At 69.2% G+C, this 15,073-nt stretch carries 17 protein-coding genes and 2 pseudogenes; 10 read left to right on the top strand and 9 right to left on the bottom strand.

The genetic code is table 11. From position 1 onward, the window contains the following. Nucleotides 1–31 precede the first annotated feature (31 nt). The 3 genes and pseudogenes from RZ84_RS30450 to RZ84_RS37285 form a co-directional block, all read right to left on the bottom strand. Nucleotides 32–1,405 carry an alpha/beta hydrolase family protein gene (locus RZ84_RS30450; RefSeq protein ID WP_241777932.1) on the bottom strand — a complete coding sequence of 458 codons (1,374 nt, stop codon included), beginning with the start codon at nt 1,403–1,405 and terminating at the stop codon, nt 32–34. Nucleotides 1,406–1,495: 90 nt separating this feature from the next. Continuing rightward, complete coding sequence (locus RZ84_RS30445; protein ID WP_043267526.1) at nt 1,496–2,059, bottom strand: ArsR/SmtB family transcription factor; 564 nt, start codon at nt 2,057–2,059, stop codon at nt 1,496–1,498. 115 nt (nt 2,060–2,174) lie between these two features. Further along, nucleotides 2,175–3,178: pseudogene (locus RZ84_RS37285) on the bottom strand (IS5 family transposase). An 84-nt stretch (nt 3,179–3,262) separates the two neighbouring features. On the opposite strand from RZ84_RS37285, the gene RZ84_RS41930 reads away from it, so the two are divergent. Then, the gene (locus tag RZ84_RS41930; protein WP_078894803.1) at nt 3,263–3,598 is read left to right on the top strand and encodes an Lrp/AsnC ligand binding domain-containing protein; all 336 of its coding nucleotides are present in this window, start codon (nt 3,263–3,265) and stop codon (nt 3,596–3,598) included. A gap of 426 nt (nt 3,599–4,024) precedes the next feature. Here RZ84_RS41930 and RZ84_RS30430 read toward each other — a convergent pair whose 3' ends face one another. The 4 genes from RZ84_RS30430 to RZ84_RS30415 all read right to left on the bottom strand — a co-directional run bounded on the left by RZ84_RS30430 (nt 4,025) and on the right by RZ84_RS30415 (nt 7,853). Beyond that, on the bottom strand, nt 4,025–4,480 hold the full coding sequence (locus RZ84_RS30430) for a hypothetical protein (RefSeq protein WP_043267519.1): 456 nt from the start codon (nt 4,478–4,480) through the stop codon (nt 4,025–4,027). A 451-nt stretch (nt 4,481–4,931) separates the two neighbouring features. Continuing rightward, nucleotides 4,932–5,291, bottom strand: coding sequence for a zinc ribbon domain-containing protein YjdM (locus RZ84_RS30425; protein ID WP_043267517.1), 360 nt, complete (start codon nt 5,289–5,291; stop codon nt 4,932–4,934). A 100-nt stretch (nt 5,292–5,391) separates the two neighbouring features. Continuing rightward, nucleotides 5,392–7,509, bottom strand: a complete 2,118-nt coding sequence (acs, locus tag RZ84_RS30420) for an acetate--CoA ligase (protein WP_043267515.1) — start codon at nt 7,507–7,509, stop codon at nt 5,392–5,394. Between the two features lie 50 nt (nt 7,510–7,559). Next, on the bottom strand, nt 7,560–7,853 hold the full coding sequence (locus RZ84_RS30415; protein ID WP_043267513.1) for a hypothetical protein: 294 nt from the start codon (nt 7,851–7,853) through the stop codon (nt 7,560–7,562). Between the two features lie 289 nt (nt 7,854–8,142). On the opposite strand from RZ84_RS30415, the gene RZ84_RS30410 reads away from it, so the two are divergent. The 5 genes from RZ84_RS30410 to RZ84_RS38440 all read left to right on the top strand — a co-directional run bounded on the left by RZ84_RS30410 (nt 8,143) and on the right by RZ84_RS38440 (nt 11,537). Continuing rightward, entirely contained in the window at nt 8,143–8,484 is a 342-nt protein-coding gene (locus tag RZ84_RS30410; RefSeq protein ID WP_043267511.1) for an ArsR/SmtB family transcription factor, read from the top strand. A 71-nt stretch (nt 8,485–8,555) separates the two neighbouring features. Further along, a complete protein-coding gene (locus RZ84_RS30405; RefSeq protein WP_241778106.1) occupies nt 8,556–10,223 on the top strand; it encodes a SulP family inorganic anion transporter in 1,668 nt (555 codons plus the stop codon). Further along, nucleotides 10,220–10,678, top strand: coding sequence for a pyridoxamine 5'-phosphate oxidase family protein (locus tag RZ84_RS30400; RefSeq protein ID WP_241777931.1), 459 nt, complete (start codon nt 10,220–10,222; stop codon nt 10,676–10,678). Before RZ84_RS30405 ends, RZ84_RS30400 begins: the two co-directional genes overlap by 4 nt. A 131-nt stretch (nt 10,679–10,809) precedes the next feature. Beyond that, nucleotides 10,810–11,094: an ATP-binding protein gene (locus RZ84_RS30395; protein WP_347232795.1), complete on the top strand. Its 285-nt coding sequence runs from the start codon at nt 10,810–10,812 to the stop codon at nt 11,092–11,094. Between the two features lie 47 nt (nt 11,095–11,141). Continuing rightward, the gene (locus RZ84_RS38440; RefSeq protein WP_043267505.1) at nt 11,142–11,537 is read left to right on the top strand and encodes an STAS domain-containing protein; all 396 of its coding nucleotides are present in this window, start codon (nt 11,142–11,144) and stop codon (nt 11,535–11,537) included. On the opposite strand, the pseudogene RZ84_RS30385 reads toward RZ84_RS38440, so the two are convergent. Together RZ84_RS30385 and RZ84_RS30380 are read right to left on the bottom strand one after the other, a co-directional pair. Continuing rightward, nucleotides 11,538–11,957: pseudogene (locus RZ84_RS30385) on the bottom strand (hypothetical protein). Between the two features lie 173 nt (nt 11,958–12,130). Further along, entirely contained in the window at nt 12,131–12,478 is a 348-nt protein-coding gene (locus tag RZ84_RS30380) for an STAS domain-containing protein (RefSeq protein ID WP_043267503.1), read from the bottom strand. 369 nt (nt 12,479–12,847) lie between these two features. On the opposite strand from RZ84_RS30380, the gene RZ84_RS30375 reads away from it, so the two are divergent. The 4 genes from RZ84_RS30375 (at nt 12,848) to RZ84_RS30365 (ending at nt 15,057) form a co-directional block, all read left to right on the top strand. Next, the gene (locus tag RZ84_RS30375; RefSeq protein ID WP_043271283.1) at nt 12,848–13,210 is read left to right on the top strand and encodes an ArsR/SmtB family transcription factor; all 363 of its coding nucleotides are present in this window, start codon (nt 12,848–12,850) and stop codon (nt 13,208–13,210) included. 114 nt (nt 13,211–13,324) lie between these two features. Continuing rightward, nucleotides 13,325–13,807, top strand: coding sequence for an NADH-quinone oxidoreductase subunit B family protein (locus RZ84_RS30370; protein WP_043267501.1), 483 nt, complete (start codon nt 13,325–13,327; stop codon nt 13,805–13,807). Nucleotides 13,808–14,008: 201 nt separating this feature from the next. Beyond that, on the top strand, nt 14,009–14,578 hold the full coding sequence (locus tag RZ84_RS37270) for a proton-conducting transporter transmembrane domain-containing protein (protein WP_241777930.1): 570 nt from the start codon (nt 14,009–14,011) through the stop codon (nt 14,576–14,578). Next, on the top strand, nt 14,485–15,057 hold the full coding sequence (locus RZ84_RS30365) for an NADH-quinone oxidoreductase subunit D-related protein (RefSeq protein WP_078894360.1): 573 nt from the start codon (nt 14,485–14,487) through the stop codon (nt 15,055–15,057). Before RZ84_RS37270 ends, RZ84_RS30365 begins: the two co-directional genes overlap by 94 nt. Nucleotides 15,058–15,073 lie beyond the last annotated feature (16 nt).

The raw sequence follows: 15,073 nt of genomic DNA, 5'->3' as shown, positions 1-15,073 counted from the left end.
GCCGCTGGAGTCGTAGAGGGGACGATGGCAGTCACGCAGCAACACCCCACCACACCGCCCACGGTACGAACCCGACCGCGGCCAGCCCGACCGGGGCCAGGCGCAGCCAGACCGCCCAGCTCGGCGTCGGCCGTCGGCGCCAGAGTGCGGCTGCCGAGACACAGGCGGACACCACCACCGCGACGGCGAGCCCCTGCACCACCAGCCACGAAGCCGGACGGCCCCACGCAACGGGCGTCGCCGCACCGTTCCCCGTCACGTAGACGGCGATCGGACAGGCCACCGTCGCCACGACCGCCAGCAGGCCGAGTCCGGCCAACCACCGCACCGGGCGCAGGACCGGGCCCCGGCGCAGGAGGGCACTCATCGGATAGGCGGCGAAGCCGAGGAGGAGCAGCGCCGGGGCGAGCCAGGCGTACCAGGTGTGGCCCGGTACGGGGGTGGTGGCGAGTGCTTGCCCGGGTGCGGGGGCGGCGCTCGAAGCCGGTGGGTGGCCGGTGGCGACGGCCTGCACCCATGAGGTCATGGTCTGCGCATAGTGTGGGGCCAGTTCCCCTAGCTTCTTGCCGTGGAAGAGTGGGCCGCCGTTCCGGTCGAACCCGTCCGACGTGCGGTGCCCGTTGTGCGCACCGCCGGCGACGAAGCCCATGACGGCGTGCTGGTTGCCCGCACGGGCCAGGGCCTCGCGGAAGATCTGTGCGCTCTCCCGGGGCGGCACCTGGGTGTCGTGATCGCCCCACAGCGCCAGTACCGGCGTTCGGTGGAGTCGCTCCAGCATCGGCACGGGGTCGTAGCCGGCCGAGGGGAACAGGCCGGTCGAGGCCATGAATTGGGCGCTGGGGCCGGCCACGGTGCGACGGAACGGTCCGTCCACCCCTTGGTGGTGCAGATGCGTGGTGAGGTTCCAGGCCTGGGTACGCAGCGGGTCGTAGCCGGGCCCGCCGATGGTGACGACGAACGCGACGTCGGTCGAGCGCGATGCGACCAGCGGCGCCACCCAGCCGCCCTCGCTGAACCCCCACAGCCCGACCTGGCGTGGGTTCACCCCGCTCCTGGACTGCAACAACCGCACTCCGGCGAGGGCGTCGTCGGCCAGCAGGCCGAAGTCCTTGTGGAGCCGGGAGTAGCCGACGGTCCGCTTGTCGTAGACGAGCGTGGTGATCCCGGCTCGGGCGAACGCCTCGGCCTCCTGCCGGTACTCCTCCCGGGGCCCGGGGCCCGCGCCGCCAACGAGTACGATGCCAGGTTCCGGGCCGTGTGCTCCGTTTTCGCTGAGGACGGTGCCGTGCAGGACGAGTCCACCGCCGCCCCGGAAGGTGACCTCCTGGCGGACCAGCCCGTCCCCGCTGGCGTACGCCATTGGCGCGGCCAGCAGGAGGAGGGCGCCGACCAATACCCCGGACAAAGCAGCCAGTACGATGCGTATCGGTGATGCGGACGCAGTTGAGAACAGCACGGCGTGTGTCCCCCCTTCTTTGTCGGTTGGGCCGCGCGGTCAGTCGGTCTCGGGAATTCCGAGCAGCCGGACGAGCACGGTCCGCGCCTCGGGCGCATTCCCTTGTTCCGGGGCCGAGTACCGGTAGAGGAGCGCGATGTACTCCTCGAAGAACGCGCGGAGTTGGTCGGGGTCGACCCGGAGTGTGGCGCGTGAGAAGAGCGCCGCGTCGGCCCAGGGCCCCAGCGTGTCGCGCGCCTCCTCGAACCGCCGGGCGGAGTCGATCAGTTCGGCGAGGCTGAGCCGATGCATCTCGGTCAGCGCCTCGCGCATCTGCGGCGTCTGCCGGCTGTACGGCGGGAACCGCCGGTCCCCCGGCACGGTCCGCCACCACCGCTCCCGCCCCTTCGCCAGCTCCGGGACCTCCTCGACGAAGCCGTGCTTGGCCAGCTGGCGCAGGTGGTAGCTGACCAGCCCCGTGCTCTCGCCCAACTCGCGGGCGAGCGCGGCCGAGTTGGCCGGTCCCCGGCGCAGGCATTGCTCGATCTTCTGCCGCATCGGGTGCGCGAAGGCGCGCAGCGCCTCGACATCGGTGATCTCTTGGGTAGGCGGTTGTTCGGCCATGCCAGAAGACTACGAGTTGCAAAGGATATTTGCAAGGAGCCCTTGCAGCTCTTGAGTACGGACCGAGCCACCGCCTCGCCGCACATGGCCGACTAGCGCGCGTGTTGAGTTGCGGTCAAAGAACGGTTCTCGTGAGGTCCTTGAGCCAGATCATCGAGGCGCGCAGGTGGAGGCCGGCGAGGTAGCTGTCCGGGGTCTTGTCGTACCGAGTGGCGATGCCTCGCCAGGCCTTGAGCTTGTTGATCAGGCGCTCGACGGTGTTCCTCTCCTTGTAGGGGTCGGCGTCGTGACTGACGGGCCGGCCACCCCTGGAGCCTTTCTTCTTCCGGTTGGCGGCTTGGTCCTTCTTCTCGGGGATGACCGCCTTGATGTGGCGTTTGCGCAGGTGGGACCGGTTGCCGCGGGACGAGTAGGCCTTGTCCCCGGCGACCGCGTCCGGGCGGGTGCGGGGCCGGCCAGCGGGCCCGCGGACCCGTACCTTGCCCAGCACCGGGATGAACTGCGGGCTGTCCGCGGCCTGTCCCGCGGTCAGGACGAACGCCAGCGGGCGGCACTTGCGGTCGGCGGCGAGGTGGACCTTGCTGGTCTGCCCGCCCCTGGAGCGCCCGAGGAGGGCGGCCTTCAGCCGGAGTCTGCGCCGGCGCCGGGTGCGTCGTCGCTCCTCCCGTTCGGGATCTGCTTCGGCTTCCTGCCCGTTTTGTTCTTCGGAGCCGCCCCTTTTGACCTGGCCTTCTCCTCCTCGGCGGCGGCCTTCTCCAGGGCGGTGAGGACGTCCTGGTCCAGGTGCATCCCGGCGGCGTCGTGGTGAGCGCGCGCGGTGGGGGAGTCGATGCTGACCAGAGACAGGCCCACCTCGCCCCGCTTCGCTGCTTCCGCGATCAGGCCCTCCAGCAGGGCCTCGAAGACGCTCGCGTCACGCCACTGCCGGAAGCGGTTGTGCACAGTGGACCAGGCACCGAACTCCTTCGGCATCTCCCGCCACTGCCCGCCGGTCTTGAACCGCCAGATCACACCTTCGAACTGCTGCCGCAGCCGCTCGGGGTAGGGGCCGTACTCGCCGATCGGCAGGTACGGCTCGATGAACTCCCATTCCTCGTCCGTCAATTGCACTCGCGTCACGCAAGAAGATCTACTGGTCCAGGCCCCGCCGCGAGGGCGATTCACGCAGATTGATCACGACCCAATACGCGCGCCAGCGCGCGCATCCAACGGCTGGAGAAAACCGGCGTCATCACCGGCTACCGAGCCGAGGTCGACCCGGCAGCCCTCGGTCTGAACATTCACGCGGTCATCCGCCTGCGGACCACGCACGCCCAGCTCTCACGCGCACTGGATTTCTCCTCCCGTATCCCCGAGATCACCTCCACCCTCAGAGTCACCGGGGAAGACTGCCTCATCTTCGACATCTACTGCCCGCAGGCAGGGCGACTCGAAGAAGTTGTCGACGCACTTGCCCGCTACGGCCCTGTCACCACATCGCTCGTGCTCCGCGCCTACCCCCAGAAGCCGCTGACCGACGCCGCGTCAACAACGTCATGACCTGCAACATCTAGATGATCAACAAGGCCCGGCACTCCGACCTGGGCCTTCGCTATGGAGCGGGTGACGGGAATCGAACCCGCGCTCTGAGCTTGGGAATCAGGGGCGGGTGCCCGGTGCCCGGTGGCTGTCTGACCTGCGAGGACGTTGCTACTGGGCGAGGTGCGCTCGGTTGCGTCTGTGACCCTTGTCGGCCGTTGTTTACCGCTCCATCTGGCACGGGAGTGGCACGGCGGCTTGCAGGGGGTCGTAGTGCTGCTCGGCGTGGGCCGTGGGGAGGGCGACCAAGGCGTTCGGGCCGGTGATCGGCTGCGGATTGCTGTCGTGAATGCGGCCTTGCAGCCTCCGCACAAGTGGTGGAGTGGCGGATCCCGGTCCGGCAGAGGACGCCGTCTGCGAGGTCATCGGTGAACTGCTGGAGCGCTCTCAGCTCCTCGCCGAGTGGCGGGTGGAGAAGTACGAGGTCGAACTCCATCCCGAGGTGGCGCAGCAGAATCTCGACGCTGCTGAGGGCCCGAATGCCCCACCCGTGATCCTGCGGAACGCGCGGCCCGGCACGCCGAGGCGGTATCGGCGACTGTGCCTGTCGGCCTCAGCGAGGCCGAGGTGGAGAAGACGCGGGTCAAGATACGGGCACTGGCGCCTCGGCTCGAAGCATTCGAGCTCGAATCCTTCGGCTAATGCGTTGATGACGAAGAGGAGCCCTACGTTGATCGCGCGGGCGCGGAGCTCGCCGCCGGCGCGCTCGTGTACACCAGCGACACCCTGGTCGACCAGCTCCTCGACGACGCGGAAACGCTCGGCGAGGAGCACGACAACGTCGCGGTGTGCGACGAGCCGCTCTGGCTGCTTGACCAGCTGCCCGGGCAATTCGCCCACCACACGGCCAACTTCGCGCGTCGCCTCCTCGTCCAGGCCGTCGACCTCACTGCACGCCTCACCCGGCCGGGCTTCGAGCAGCTGAGTTGCGTCGCCGAGGAACTCCCCTCAGGCTCCTCCTGGCCGAGGCCGAAGTGGCACTCGATACGTACGGACTCCTGGACGATGGGGTCAAAGCCGCTTGGGAGGCTTTCGCCCGCGAGGTTTATGAGGATGCCGACCACGAATGGCTGTACCAGCCGGCCCTCGACGGTATCGACGAGGATCCCGACTACGCCCACCTCGGTATCGCCCCATGGGCGTCAAGGAGTGGTTCTCCTCCTTCAACGCGCACGGGTACGTCCACCCGTATGCAGAGGAGGGCAGGGGGTTGATCCGCCGAGCCTGGATCACCCACCGCTGGGATACACGCCCTTGACGCAGACCGTGACAACCTCCTAACTCCTAATCTGCGCTACCTCTCAGCCTTTTTGACCACACTGGACTTGAGTTGCATGGGGCCGAACCCGTCGATCTTGCAGTCGATGTCGTGGCCGCCCGCTCCGTCCACGAGACGGATATTGCGCACCTTGGTACCTGCCTTGATCCCGGTGGGGCTACCTTTGACCTTCAAGCTCTTGATCACGGTTACCGAGTCACCGTCGGCGAGCACGTTTCCGACCGCATCCCTGATCACCCTGTCTCCGGTATCACCCGCGGGTTCAGTGGACTCGCGTGACCACTCGTGCCCGCACTCCGGGCAGATCAGGAGCGCGCCCATCTCGTAGGTGTACGCGCTGGAGCACTCGGGGCACGGCGGCAGATTCTCGGTCACCGAAGCAGTGTATTTCAGGTATTTCAGCCAGGAGCTATGCCGCCGACTCGGCCCGCAGGGCGCAATCCATCGATGCGGGCCACACGGTCCGGGTCAAGCGCTACGCGGTCCCGCCGAAGGTCTTGATCTCTTCCCGCTCCGCTTCGGTGAGTTCCCGTGGTACCTCACCGCTTTCCAGCTTCCGGCTCTGGACCTGGTGGCGGATGCTGTCGACGACCTCGGGGTTGGCCAGGGTGCTGATGTCTCCGACGTCCGCGAAGTTGGAGATGCCCGCGATCACCCGGCGCATGATCTTGCCGGACCGGGTCTTGGGCATGTCGGGGACGATCCAGACCTTCTTCGGGCGGGCGATCTTGCCGATTTCGTGCTCGATGGCTCGGGCTACCTTGTCCTCCAGCTCGCTGCTGGGTTCGAGGCCCGGTTTGAGTGCGACGTACATCTCCACGACACGCCCCCGTAGTTCGTCGATGACGGGGACGGCCGCCGCCTCGGCGACTTCCTCGGCCGTCAGGCATGCGGATTCGATCTCCTTGGTGCCGAGCCGGTGCCCGGCGACGTTGATCACGTCATCGATGCGACCGAGAATGCGCAGATAGCCGTCTTCTCCTTGGACGGCGCCGTCGCCGCACAGGAAGGGCCAGTCCCGCCAGTTGGTGCTGTGCGTGTCGCGGCAGTAGCGGGCGTAGTACAGCTCGACGTAGCGCTCGGGCTGGCCCCAGATGGTCTGCATGATCCCGGGCCACGGGTTGCGGATGCAGACGTTGCCGGCCCGGCTGCTGCCCGGTTCGACGACGTTGCCCTCGTCGTCGTAGATCACCGGGTAGATGCCGAGGACGCCGGGGCCGCAGCTGCCCGGCTTCATGGGCTGCAGCGCCGGGAGAGTGGCGCCGAGGAATCCGCCGGTCTCCGTCATCCACCAGGTGTCGTCGATCACCGCCTCGCCCTTGCCGACCTCCTTGTGGTACCAGCGCCATACCTCCGGCTCGATCGGCTCGCCGACCGTGGTCATGTGCTTGAAGTGGTGGTCGTACTTGAGCGGTTCGTCCGGGCCGAGTTTGCGGAGCATCCGGATGGTGGTGGGGGCCGTGTGGAAGATGTTCACGCCGAGGCGTTCGGCGATCCGCCAGCAGCGCCCGGCGTCGGGGTGGGTGGGCGCACCCTCGTAGAGCACGCTGGTGGTCCCCAGGGTCAGTGGTCCGTAGACGATGTAGGAGTGGCCGGTGATCCAGCCGATGTCGGCGGCGCACCAGTAGGTGTCCTCGGGGTGGATGTCCAGGTAGTACTTCGCGGTGCCTGCCACGTAGGACAGGTAGCCGCCGGTGCTGTGCTGGGCGCCCTTGGGGCGGCCGGTGGTTCCGCTGCTGTACATCAGGAACAGAGGTGCCTCGGCGGGCATGGAGACCGGGGCGATGCGATGGCCGCGGTAGCGGGGCAGCAGCTCGTCGACGAAGAAGTCCCGGCCCTCGGCCATCGGGGTGTGGGAGAGATAGCGGTCCGGGTAGCGGCGCCAGACCAGCACTTTGTCCACCGGCTGGCCGAGCTTTTCGGCGGCCTGGAGTGCCTCGTCGGCCTTGGCCTTGTGGTCGGACAGTTTCCCACCTCGGTGGTAGCCGTCCATGGTGATCAGGATCCGGCTGCCGGAGTCGGCGATGCGGTCGCCGCAGGCGGTGCCGCTGAATCCGCCGAACACCTCGGAGTGGATCACGCCGAGGCGCGCACAGGCCAGCATGCACACCGGGAGTTCGGGGACCATCGGCAGGTGGAAGGTGACCCGGTCGCCGGCCTTGAGTGCGCAGAAGTCCCGCAGCAGCGCGGCGAACTCGTTGACCTGTGCGTAGAGCTCCTGGTACGTGAGTGCGCGGGTCTCTTCCTCTTCCGGCTCGGGTACCCAGAGGAAGGCCGCCTTGTTCCGGTTGGCCGCCAGATGCCGGTCGACGCAGTTGTAGCAGGCGTTGAGCCGGCCGCCGGCGAACCACTTCCAAAACGGCGGGTGACTGGTGTCCAGCGTGGTGTGCCAGTAGGTGTCCCAACTCAGCAGGTCCGCGTACTCCCGGAAGCACTCGGGGAAGCGTTCCTCGCCGAACCGTTTCAGGATCGCGGGGTCGGCCGCGTTAGCCTGGCCGATGAAACTCGCCGGAGGCTGGTAGTACTCCTCCTCGCGCCAGTGGACGGCGATCTGTGCCTCGGGGACGTCGCGGCCTGGTCCTGCCGTGCTCATCGCTCAAGCCTCCAGCCTCCGGGATGCGCCACGGGGCGGTGCCCGGTTCGTCATGCGTCGATCAGTCCGGAGCACACACCGAATTCATGCACGTTGCGGACGGCCACTGCCTGGCCGAAGAAGATCTCGGCATCCCCGCGCGACAACGAGTGCCAGCACAGGGCATCGCCAACAGCCAGGGTCCGTACCACTACCGGACGCAGCGTTGAGGGTGGCCGCGTCTCCGCGTCCCGGCGCAGCGCGATCACCTCTCGGGCCAGCGTCGGGTCCTTCTCGGCAACCGTCCGCAGCTCGGCCAGGAGCTGGGACAACTCTCCGGCGAGGTACTCCTGCGTCATCTCCATCGCCGCCCCGTATCCCGCCTCGGGTACGACTTTCAGGATAGGTTCGCGCCCGGCGCGTCGCGACGCCGCACCGTCGCCACTCACTGGCAGCACTCCCGATCGGCCCTCGGACGCGCCGCGGCTGGATCCACGCGAACGGGGCCCTCTCCATGTGTAGTGACTATGCGAATTGCAAAAATTAGCAATTCGCTACATGCTGTATCGGTCGTGCCCGTAGTAGCCGCGGGCACGACGCTTCAGGTGTGCCCCGCCCGTGGCAGGGCTGTGTGTGGAGTGATTGAGGATTTCCGTGCTGGTTCCGCTGTATCAGGCCAAGGCTGAGTTTTTCCGGATGCTGGGGCATCCGGTGCGTATACGTGTGCTGGAGCTGCTGCAGAACGGGCCGATGCCGGTACGGGACCTGCTCGCGGAGATCGAGATCGAGCCGGCGGCGTTGTCCCAGCAGTTGGCGGTGCTGCGTCGCTCCGGCATCGTCACGTCCACCCGCGAGGGCTCCACCGTCGTCTACGAGCTGGCCGGCGGGGATGTGGCGGAGCTGATGCGGGCCGCGCGGCGGATCCTGACTCAGATGCTGTCCGGGCAGAACGAGCTGCTGGCGGAGCTGCGGGAAGCAGAGGTCGCCGCCCAGTGAGCACGTCGCTGCCGGGCCGGGCCTGGGGCCTGGTCCGTTCCCTCCTGCCCACCCGCGCCGACCTGGCGGCGATGGGCCGCAATCCGCGTCGGGATCTGTTGGCCGGGCTGACCGTCGCGATCGTCGCGCTGCCCCTGGCACTGGGCTTCGGGGTCTCCTCCGGGCTCGGAGCGGAGGCCGGGCTGGCGACCGCGGTCGTGGCGGGCGCGCTGGCGGCGGTCTTCGGCGGTTCGAATCTCCAGGTGTCGGGCCCGACCGGCGCGATGACCGTGGTGCTCGTACCGATCTTCGCGAAGTACGGGCCCGGCGGCGTGCTCTCGGTCGGGCTGATCGCCGGTGTGCTGCTGATCGCGCTCGCCGTGGCACGCGCCGGACGGTACATGAAGTACGTGCCCGCGCCGGTGGTGGAGGGCTTCACCCTGGGCATCGCCTGCGTGATCGGCCTGCAGCAGGTCCCAGGCGCGCTCGGCGTCGCCAAGCCGGCGGGCGACAAGGTCCTGGTGGTGACCTGGCGCGCGGTCGAGGAGTTCGTACGGCACCCCAACTGGACCGCCGTCGGCCTCGGCCTCGCCGTGGCCGCCGTGATGCTGATCGGCGCCCGGTGGCGGCCGGCCATCCCCTTCTCCATCGTCGCGGTGATCGCGGCGACCCTCGCCGCGCAGCTCTTCCACCTGGACGCCGCCGAGCCGATCGGCGACCTCCCGGCCGGCCTGCCCGCACCTTCGCTGTCGTTCCTGGACCCGGCCGCGCTCGGCTCGCTGCTCGCACCCGCCGTGGCGGTGGCAGCCCTGGCCGCACTCGAATCGCTGCTGTCGGCATCCGTCGCCGACGGCATGACAGTTGGCCAGAAGCACGATCCGGACCGGGAGCTGTTCGGGCAGGGGCTGGCGAATCTGGCCGCGCCGCTGTTCGGCGGCGTCCCGGCGACCGGTGCCATCGCCCGAACCGCCGTCAACGTACGCACCGGTGCGGGCTCCCGGCTCGCCGCCCTCACCCACGCCGCCGTCCTCGCCGTGATCGTCTTCGCCGCCGCGCCACTGGTGTCCAAGATCCCGCTTGCGGCACTGGCGGGCGTGCTGCTGGCGACCGCGATTCGGATGGTCGAAGTCGGCTCGATACGCGCGATGGTCTTGGCCACCCGCTCGGACGCTGTCGTCCTGGTACTCACCGCCGTGGCCACCCTGGCCCTGGATCTGGTCTACGCGGTCATCATCGGCCTGGTGGTGGCCGGCGCGCTGGCGCTACGCGCAGTGGCCAAACAGGCCCGGATGGAACAGGTCTCCTTCGCACCCCACCTCCCGGGTGAGGACCGCCAGGAGGAGCACGCACTGCTGGCGCAGCACATCGTCGCGTACCGGATCGACGGGCCGCTGTTCTTCGCCGGCGCGCATCGCTTCCTGCTGGAGCTCGCGGAGGTCGCCGACGTTCGCGTGGTCATCCTGCGCATGTCGCGGGTGACGACCATCGATGCCACCGGGGCGCTGGTCCTCAAGGACGCCGTGGAGAAACTGAACCGGCGCGGCATCGTCGTGATGACCTCCGGTATACGGCCCGGCCAGCATCAAGTCCTGGACTCCGTAGGTGCGTTGGGGCTGCTGCGGCTGGAGGGCCGGGAGTACGCCACCACCCCCGAGGCTATCGCAGGCGCCCGTGCCCACCTGCAGTGCACCGGAGTCCTTCCCCTCCCCGCTCAACGGCCACAACCCGCTTCCCTGATCGCCGAGGAGGCCACCCCGTGACTGTCCCACCGACCGCCGTGCGCCGTATGGTCGACATCTCCGGCGAGGAGGCCCTCTACCTGCTCGCAGGTGCTTCGCTGGGACGGCTGATGTACGAGCAGCGGGACGCGCTCGCAGTCCGCCCCGCTTCGCATGTCCTGGAGTACGGGCGGCTCATCGTCCGTGCGCCCGTCCCCGCCGCGGCTCTCTCAGCACGGGTCACTGTCACCTACCACGCCGACCAGATCAATCCGACCACGGGCACCGGCTGGGCGGTGACCGTATCCGGACTGGCCGAGGCCATCGCCGACCAGAGCGAGGCTGCCCATTACCTGCGTACCCTGTCCGGCTGGGCCCATGGCCCGCACGACACACTGCTGCGCATCCATCCGCAGACCGCCACCGGCTACCGTTTCGCTCGCGCCGCCGACCACGCCGAGGCGCCGCCCGGCATGCGGGGGCCTGCGTCCCGGTGACTACCCAACCCGTTGCCCTGCCGATGCGCTCTGTGCTCGTTGCGCCGAATGTTCCCGCCTCGGTCCGGCTGGCTCGCGAAACGGCTGAGTTGACCTATGAGGGTTGGCGCATCAGTCTCCAGCATCCCGTCTTGGGGCCGGCCCTGTTGGTGCTCAGCGAGCTGGTCACCAACAGCGTCCAGCACGCCGCTGAGTACTCGCCTCAGATCACCGTCACCTTCGCGGCAGGCGCCGACGTACTGGCCTTCGCCGTCCACGACCGCCACCCCTACGCGCCCGATCCGCTGAGCTTCCCGCAGAGTCCCGGAGGGCTGGCCACCGTCGCCGAGGTCACCGCCGAGCGGGGCGGCACCTGGACGGTGCGGCCGGACGCGGACGGCGGCGGCAAGGCCGTATGGATCACCCTGCCGCTGTGACCTGACCTCATCACACCCGCACAGGGAAGAAGAATCGCGGAGAGACCATGACGATCCAGTGGCGCTACACGAGCGACGATGACCTGGGCATCCTCTCGCTGGCCGGCTACCTCGACGCGCAGGACACCGACCGCTTCGCAGGCGCCATTAGCTGGGTGCTGGCACACGGGGCGGGCCCGGTGGTCTTGGACTTGACCGCGCTTGAGGGGTGGACGGTGGCCGGGCAGAGCGCGATCGTCGAGGCCGCCCGGCAACTGGCCGCACATGGCAGGCCGTTGGAACTCGCCGCGATTCCCGCGGACGGCTCCCTCGTCCCCGATGACACCTGCCCGCCCCTGCCCGTACATCACGACCTGAATACCGCCGTGGCCGCCCATCCCGCGGCGGGTGCCCCGGGCGCGCGCCAGCAGTGGCGTACTGCCGGCTGGCCGACGATGCCCTGATCAACCACGGCTCGCCTGCGGGGCCGTAGGTGCGGGCAGGGGGCCGAGGTGGGTGGCGACGCGGTCGCGCAGGAGCAGGTACTCCTCCCAGCGGCGGGGCAGCGGGCCGACGGGCCGTTGGACGACGCGTGCGCCGGTGACGGTCTGTCCGCCGGTGAACTGCTCCAAGGTGAGGTCGAGATCGATGCCGCTGGGCAGGCGGTTCCACCAGAGGTAGCCGGCCGGCTGCCCGGCATCGTGCACATCGCCGAGCACGAGGGCGCCGCCGAAGAGGTCATGGACGACGAGGGCCGTGATGTCGCAATGACCCCGGGCGGGATTGCCGGGCCGTCAGTCGGCGATGTCATCGGGTGAGCAGGTGTCGGCGGCCCAACTCGCGCGGAAGGCACGGTCGATATCGATCAGGTTCCACGGTGTCATGCCGTGCAGTGTGCCGGTCGGCGCAGACAATTCAGTCCTGTCGCGTCCTGCCGGACTACGCCTTGCCGTCCTGCCTCTTGCGTGAGGGAGGCGGGCCCGGCAGCGGCACCACCGGAGTAGACGCCGCTGCCGGGTGCATCCCCCTCGCCTCTCCGCACCGAGGGAGGAGGTTCTCAGCCCTCGGGAGTGAGGGAGTCCAGAGCAGTGTCGAGGTCCGGGTAGACGATCAGCCGCGGCTGGTGGGCGGAGAAGGCGGGGGTGGGCAGGTCGCCTGTGCCGCACAGGACCAGTGGCCGGTCTTCGGTGCCGAGGCGGTGGGCGGCGTCCACGACTGCGGCTTCACCCTCGGCGTCCCAGCTGACCAGGCCGGTGAGGTCCAGAAGTATCGATCCGGCGGCGCTGCGGGCCCGGACCCAGGAGACGGCGCCGGCGAAGCGGGCGGTGGCTTCACCGCCGAGGTGACCGGTCAGTGTCAGGACCGTCAGGTCGCGGTGGGTGGCGTACTGCCAGTCCAGGCTCATGCCCTCGCCTGACGGTTTTGCGACACAGAAGCCACGGCCCCATAGCCGCCCCGGGCGAGGTCCAGCCGGATCATGCGGTCGTGGCCGCAGGCGGGACAACGGCCCTGCGCAGCCAAGGCGGTGGGGCGGCAGGTCAGGCCGCAGGCCGGGTCGGGGCACTTGAGCAGAACGGCGCCCGCGCCGCGCAGGGGTGTGATCCGCACGAATCTCCCTCCAAAGACTTCTAGAGTTGCTAACTTTAGCAATTAGAGAGGTCATGACGCCGGACATGCTCGGCGAGGATGGCCCTATGACGTTGACGAATGGGTGGACTCGATGCGCGGGAGAGCGGTCACTGTGGCCGTCGAGGACTGGCGGGAGGCTGGTCCGGTGAGTGCGCCGCTGTATCAGCTGAAGGCGGAGTTCTTCAAGACCCTGGGGCATCCGGTGCGGATTCGGGTACTGGAGCTGCTGAGCGAGCGGGAGCACGCGGTCTCGGAGATGCTGACGCAGATCGATGTGGAGCCGGCGTATCTGTCCCAGCAGCTCGCGGTTCTCAGGCGCGCCAATTTGGTCGTCACCCGCAAGGAGGGGTCGACCGTCTATTACTCGTTGACCAGTCCTCATGTTGCGGAGCTGCTCAAGGTGGCGCGCACCATCCTCACGGGGGTGCTGGCCGGGCAGGCCGAGCTGCTGGCGGACCTGCGGGCCGCCACGTCGGAGCCGAACCCGCCGGGCCGCGCACCGTCGTAACCCCTAAAACGGCGGCCGTTCTCCGAGCGTGATCCCGCGCTCTGGTGGCAGCAAGGGGGACGGCCGCTCCGCGCATCGTGAGGCACCGGAATTGCTGACGTGTAGGAGTCTGTGATGAGCCTGCTGCGCAAGATCTGTGACACCGGGCGGGTGGCGGAGCCCGCTCCGCCGCGGCCCACGGCCACTCCCTTGCCCGCGGCCCGGGCGCTGGGTGGCTCCGCGCAGGTGCGATGCATCGACGCCGGCTCGTGCAATGGCTGTGAGATCGAGATCGCGGCGGCGTTCAATCCGGTGTATGACGCCGAGCGGTACGGCGCCCGGATGGTGGCCTCGCCCCGGCATGCGGATGTGGCGCTGGTGACCGGCCCGGTGACGCGGAACATGGCCGAGCCACTGCGCCGTACCGTTGCCGCGATGCCCGAGCCCCGGGTGGTGGTCGCGGTGGGGGACTGCGCCGTCAACTGCGGTGAGTTCGCTGGGGGGTACGGGGTCGAGGGGGCGGTCGGCGACGTGGTGCCGGTGGATGTGGAAGTGCGGGGATGTCCGCCACGGCCTGAGGAGATCGTGGCAGCGCTGCGGACCGTGACCGGCCGATGAGCGTGATCGGGCCCGCACTCGGCGCGGCGTCCGCGCTGGCCAGTGCGGGCGCCGTGGCCGGGATGCTGGTGCGCGGTCGGGGGCGGGCGGCGGCGGTGGGGGCCTGCACCGCGGGGGCGGGGGGTGCTGGCCGAGCACCAGGAGAGGGCCTCGGTACGGCACGCCGGGCTGTGGTACGCGGTGATGACCCATCTGGGGCTGGTGCTGCTGCTCATCGGCCTGGCACTGTTCGCCGCGCAGGCCGGAGGGCAGAGCTTTGCCGAGCTGCGAGCCGGGGCGGCGGGGATGTCGCCGTCGATGCGCTCGGTGGTGTTCGTCGCGGTGGCGTCCGGGTTCGCCTCGAAGGCCGGGGCGGTTCCGCTGCACGCCTGGCTGCCGCGCGCTCACCCCGAAGCCCCCAGTCACGTCTCGGCGTTGATGAGCGCGGCGATGGTCAATCTCGGGATCTACGGGATCGTGCGGGTGGGTTTCGACCTGCTGGGCGGTGGGCCGATGTGGTGGTGGCTGGGGCTGATCGCGGTCGGCGCCGTGTCGGCGGTGTATGGGATCTTGCAGGCGGCGATGGCTTCGGATCTCAAGCGGCTGCTGGCGTATTCGACGAGCGAGAACATGGGGCTCGTCCTGGTCGGCGTGGGGGTGGCGGCGCCGTCCTGCGCGCCCTCCCCGACCCCGCCCGAATGCGCGCCGTTCGCGACGACATCCGCCAGATCGCCGACCTCGCCCTGGCCCACTCCACCATCCGCGACCGCTTCACCGGCACCGCCCACCTGACCACCACCGCCGCCCGCGACCTTGGCTGCCTCGGCTACATCGCCCGCGCCAGCGGCCTGCCCACCGACGCCCGCACCGCCCACCCCTTCCACACCGACAACCAGCCACCTACGGTCCCCGTGCATACCCGCGGCGATGTCCTGGCCCGCTTCCTCGTCCGCGCCGAGGAGATCGACGCCTCCACAGCCCTGATCAACCATCTGGCCGACAGCCTGCACCCCGGCGCGACCACCACCTGGCCACCCCTCCCGGACCCGGAGGCCCCGGGCTCCGGCGTGGGCATCGTCGAGGGCTGGCGCGGCACCATCACCACCCGCGTCGAAACCAACCCCGACCACACCCTGGCCCGAGTCAAACCCGTCGACCCCTCCTTCTTCAACTGGCCCGCGCTCCCCCTCGCCCTCAATGACACGATCGTCCCCGACTTCCCCCTGACCAATAAGAGTTTCAACCTCTCCTACGCCGGCAACGACCTCTGACGACGAGGCGGGCCAG

This window comes from Streptomyces sp. CT34 (assembly GCF_000805335.1).
In the GTDB taxonomy this organism is placed as follows: domain Bacteria; phylum Actinomycetota; class Actinomycetes; order Streptomycetales; family Streptomycetaceae; genus Streptomyces.
Note: the sequence above shows the minus strand (reverse complement) of the source record. Positions and strands in the feature narration are given on the sequence as shown.

Excerpts from the sequence above, each read along its gene's own strand:
- RZ84_RS30405 (WP_241778106.1), top strand. The coding sequence starts at position 8,556 with ATGGGCCGCAATCCGCGTCGGGATCTGTTGGCCGGGCTGACCGTCGCG.
- RZ84_RS30365 (WP_078894360.1), top strand. The coding sequence starts at position 14,485 with ATGCGCGCCGTTCGCGACGACATCCGCCAGATCGCCGACCTCGCCCTG.
- RZ84_RS30445 (WP_043267526.1), bottom strand. The coding sequence starts at position 2,059 with ATGGCCGAACAACCGCCTACCCAAGAGATCACCGATGTCGAGGCGCTG.
- RZ84_RS30415 (WP_043267513.1), bottom strand. The coding sequence starts at position 7,853 with ATGGAGATGACGCAGGAGTACCTCGCCGGAGAGTTGTCCCAGCTCCTG.
- RZ84_RS38440 (WP_043267505.1), top strand. The coding sequence starts at position 11,142 with ATGACGATCCAGTGGCGCTACACGAGCGACGATGACCTGGGCATCCTC.
- acs (WP_043267515.1), bottom strand. The coding sequence starts at position 7,509 with ATGAGCACGGCAGGACCAGGCCGCGACGTCCCCGAGGCACAGATCGCC.
- RZ84_RS30380 (WP_043267503.1), bottom strand. The coding sequence starts at position 12,478 with ATGAGCCTGGACTGGCAGTACGCCACCCACCGCGACCTGACGGTCCTG.
- RZ84_RS30370 (WP_043267501.1), top strand. The coding sequence starts at position 13,325 with ATGAGCCTGCTGCGCAAGATCTGTGACACCGGGCGGGTGGCGGAGCCC.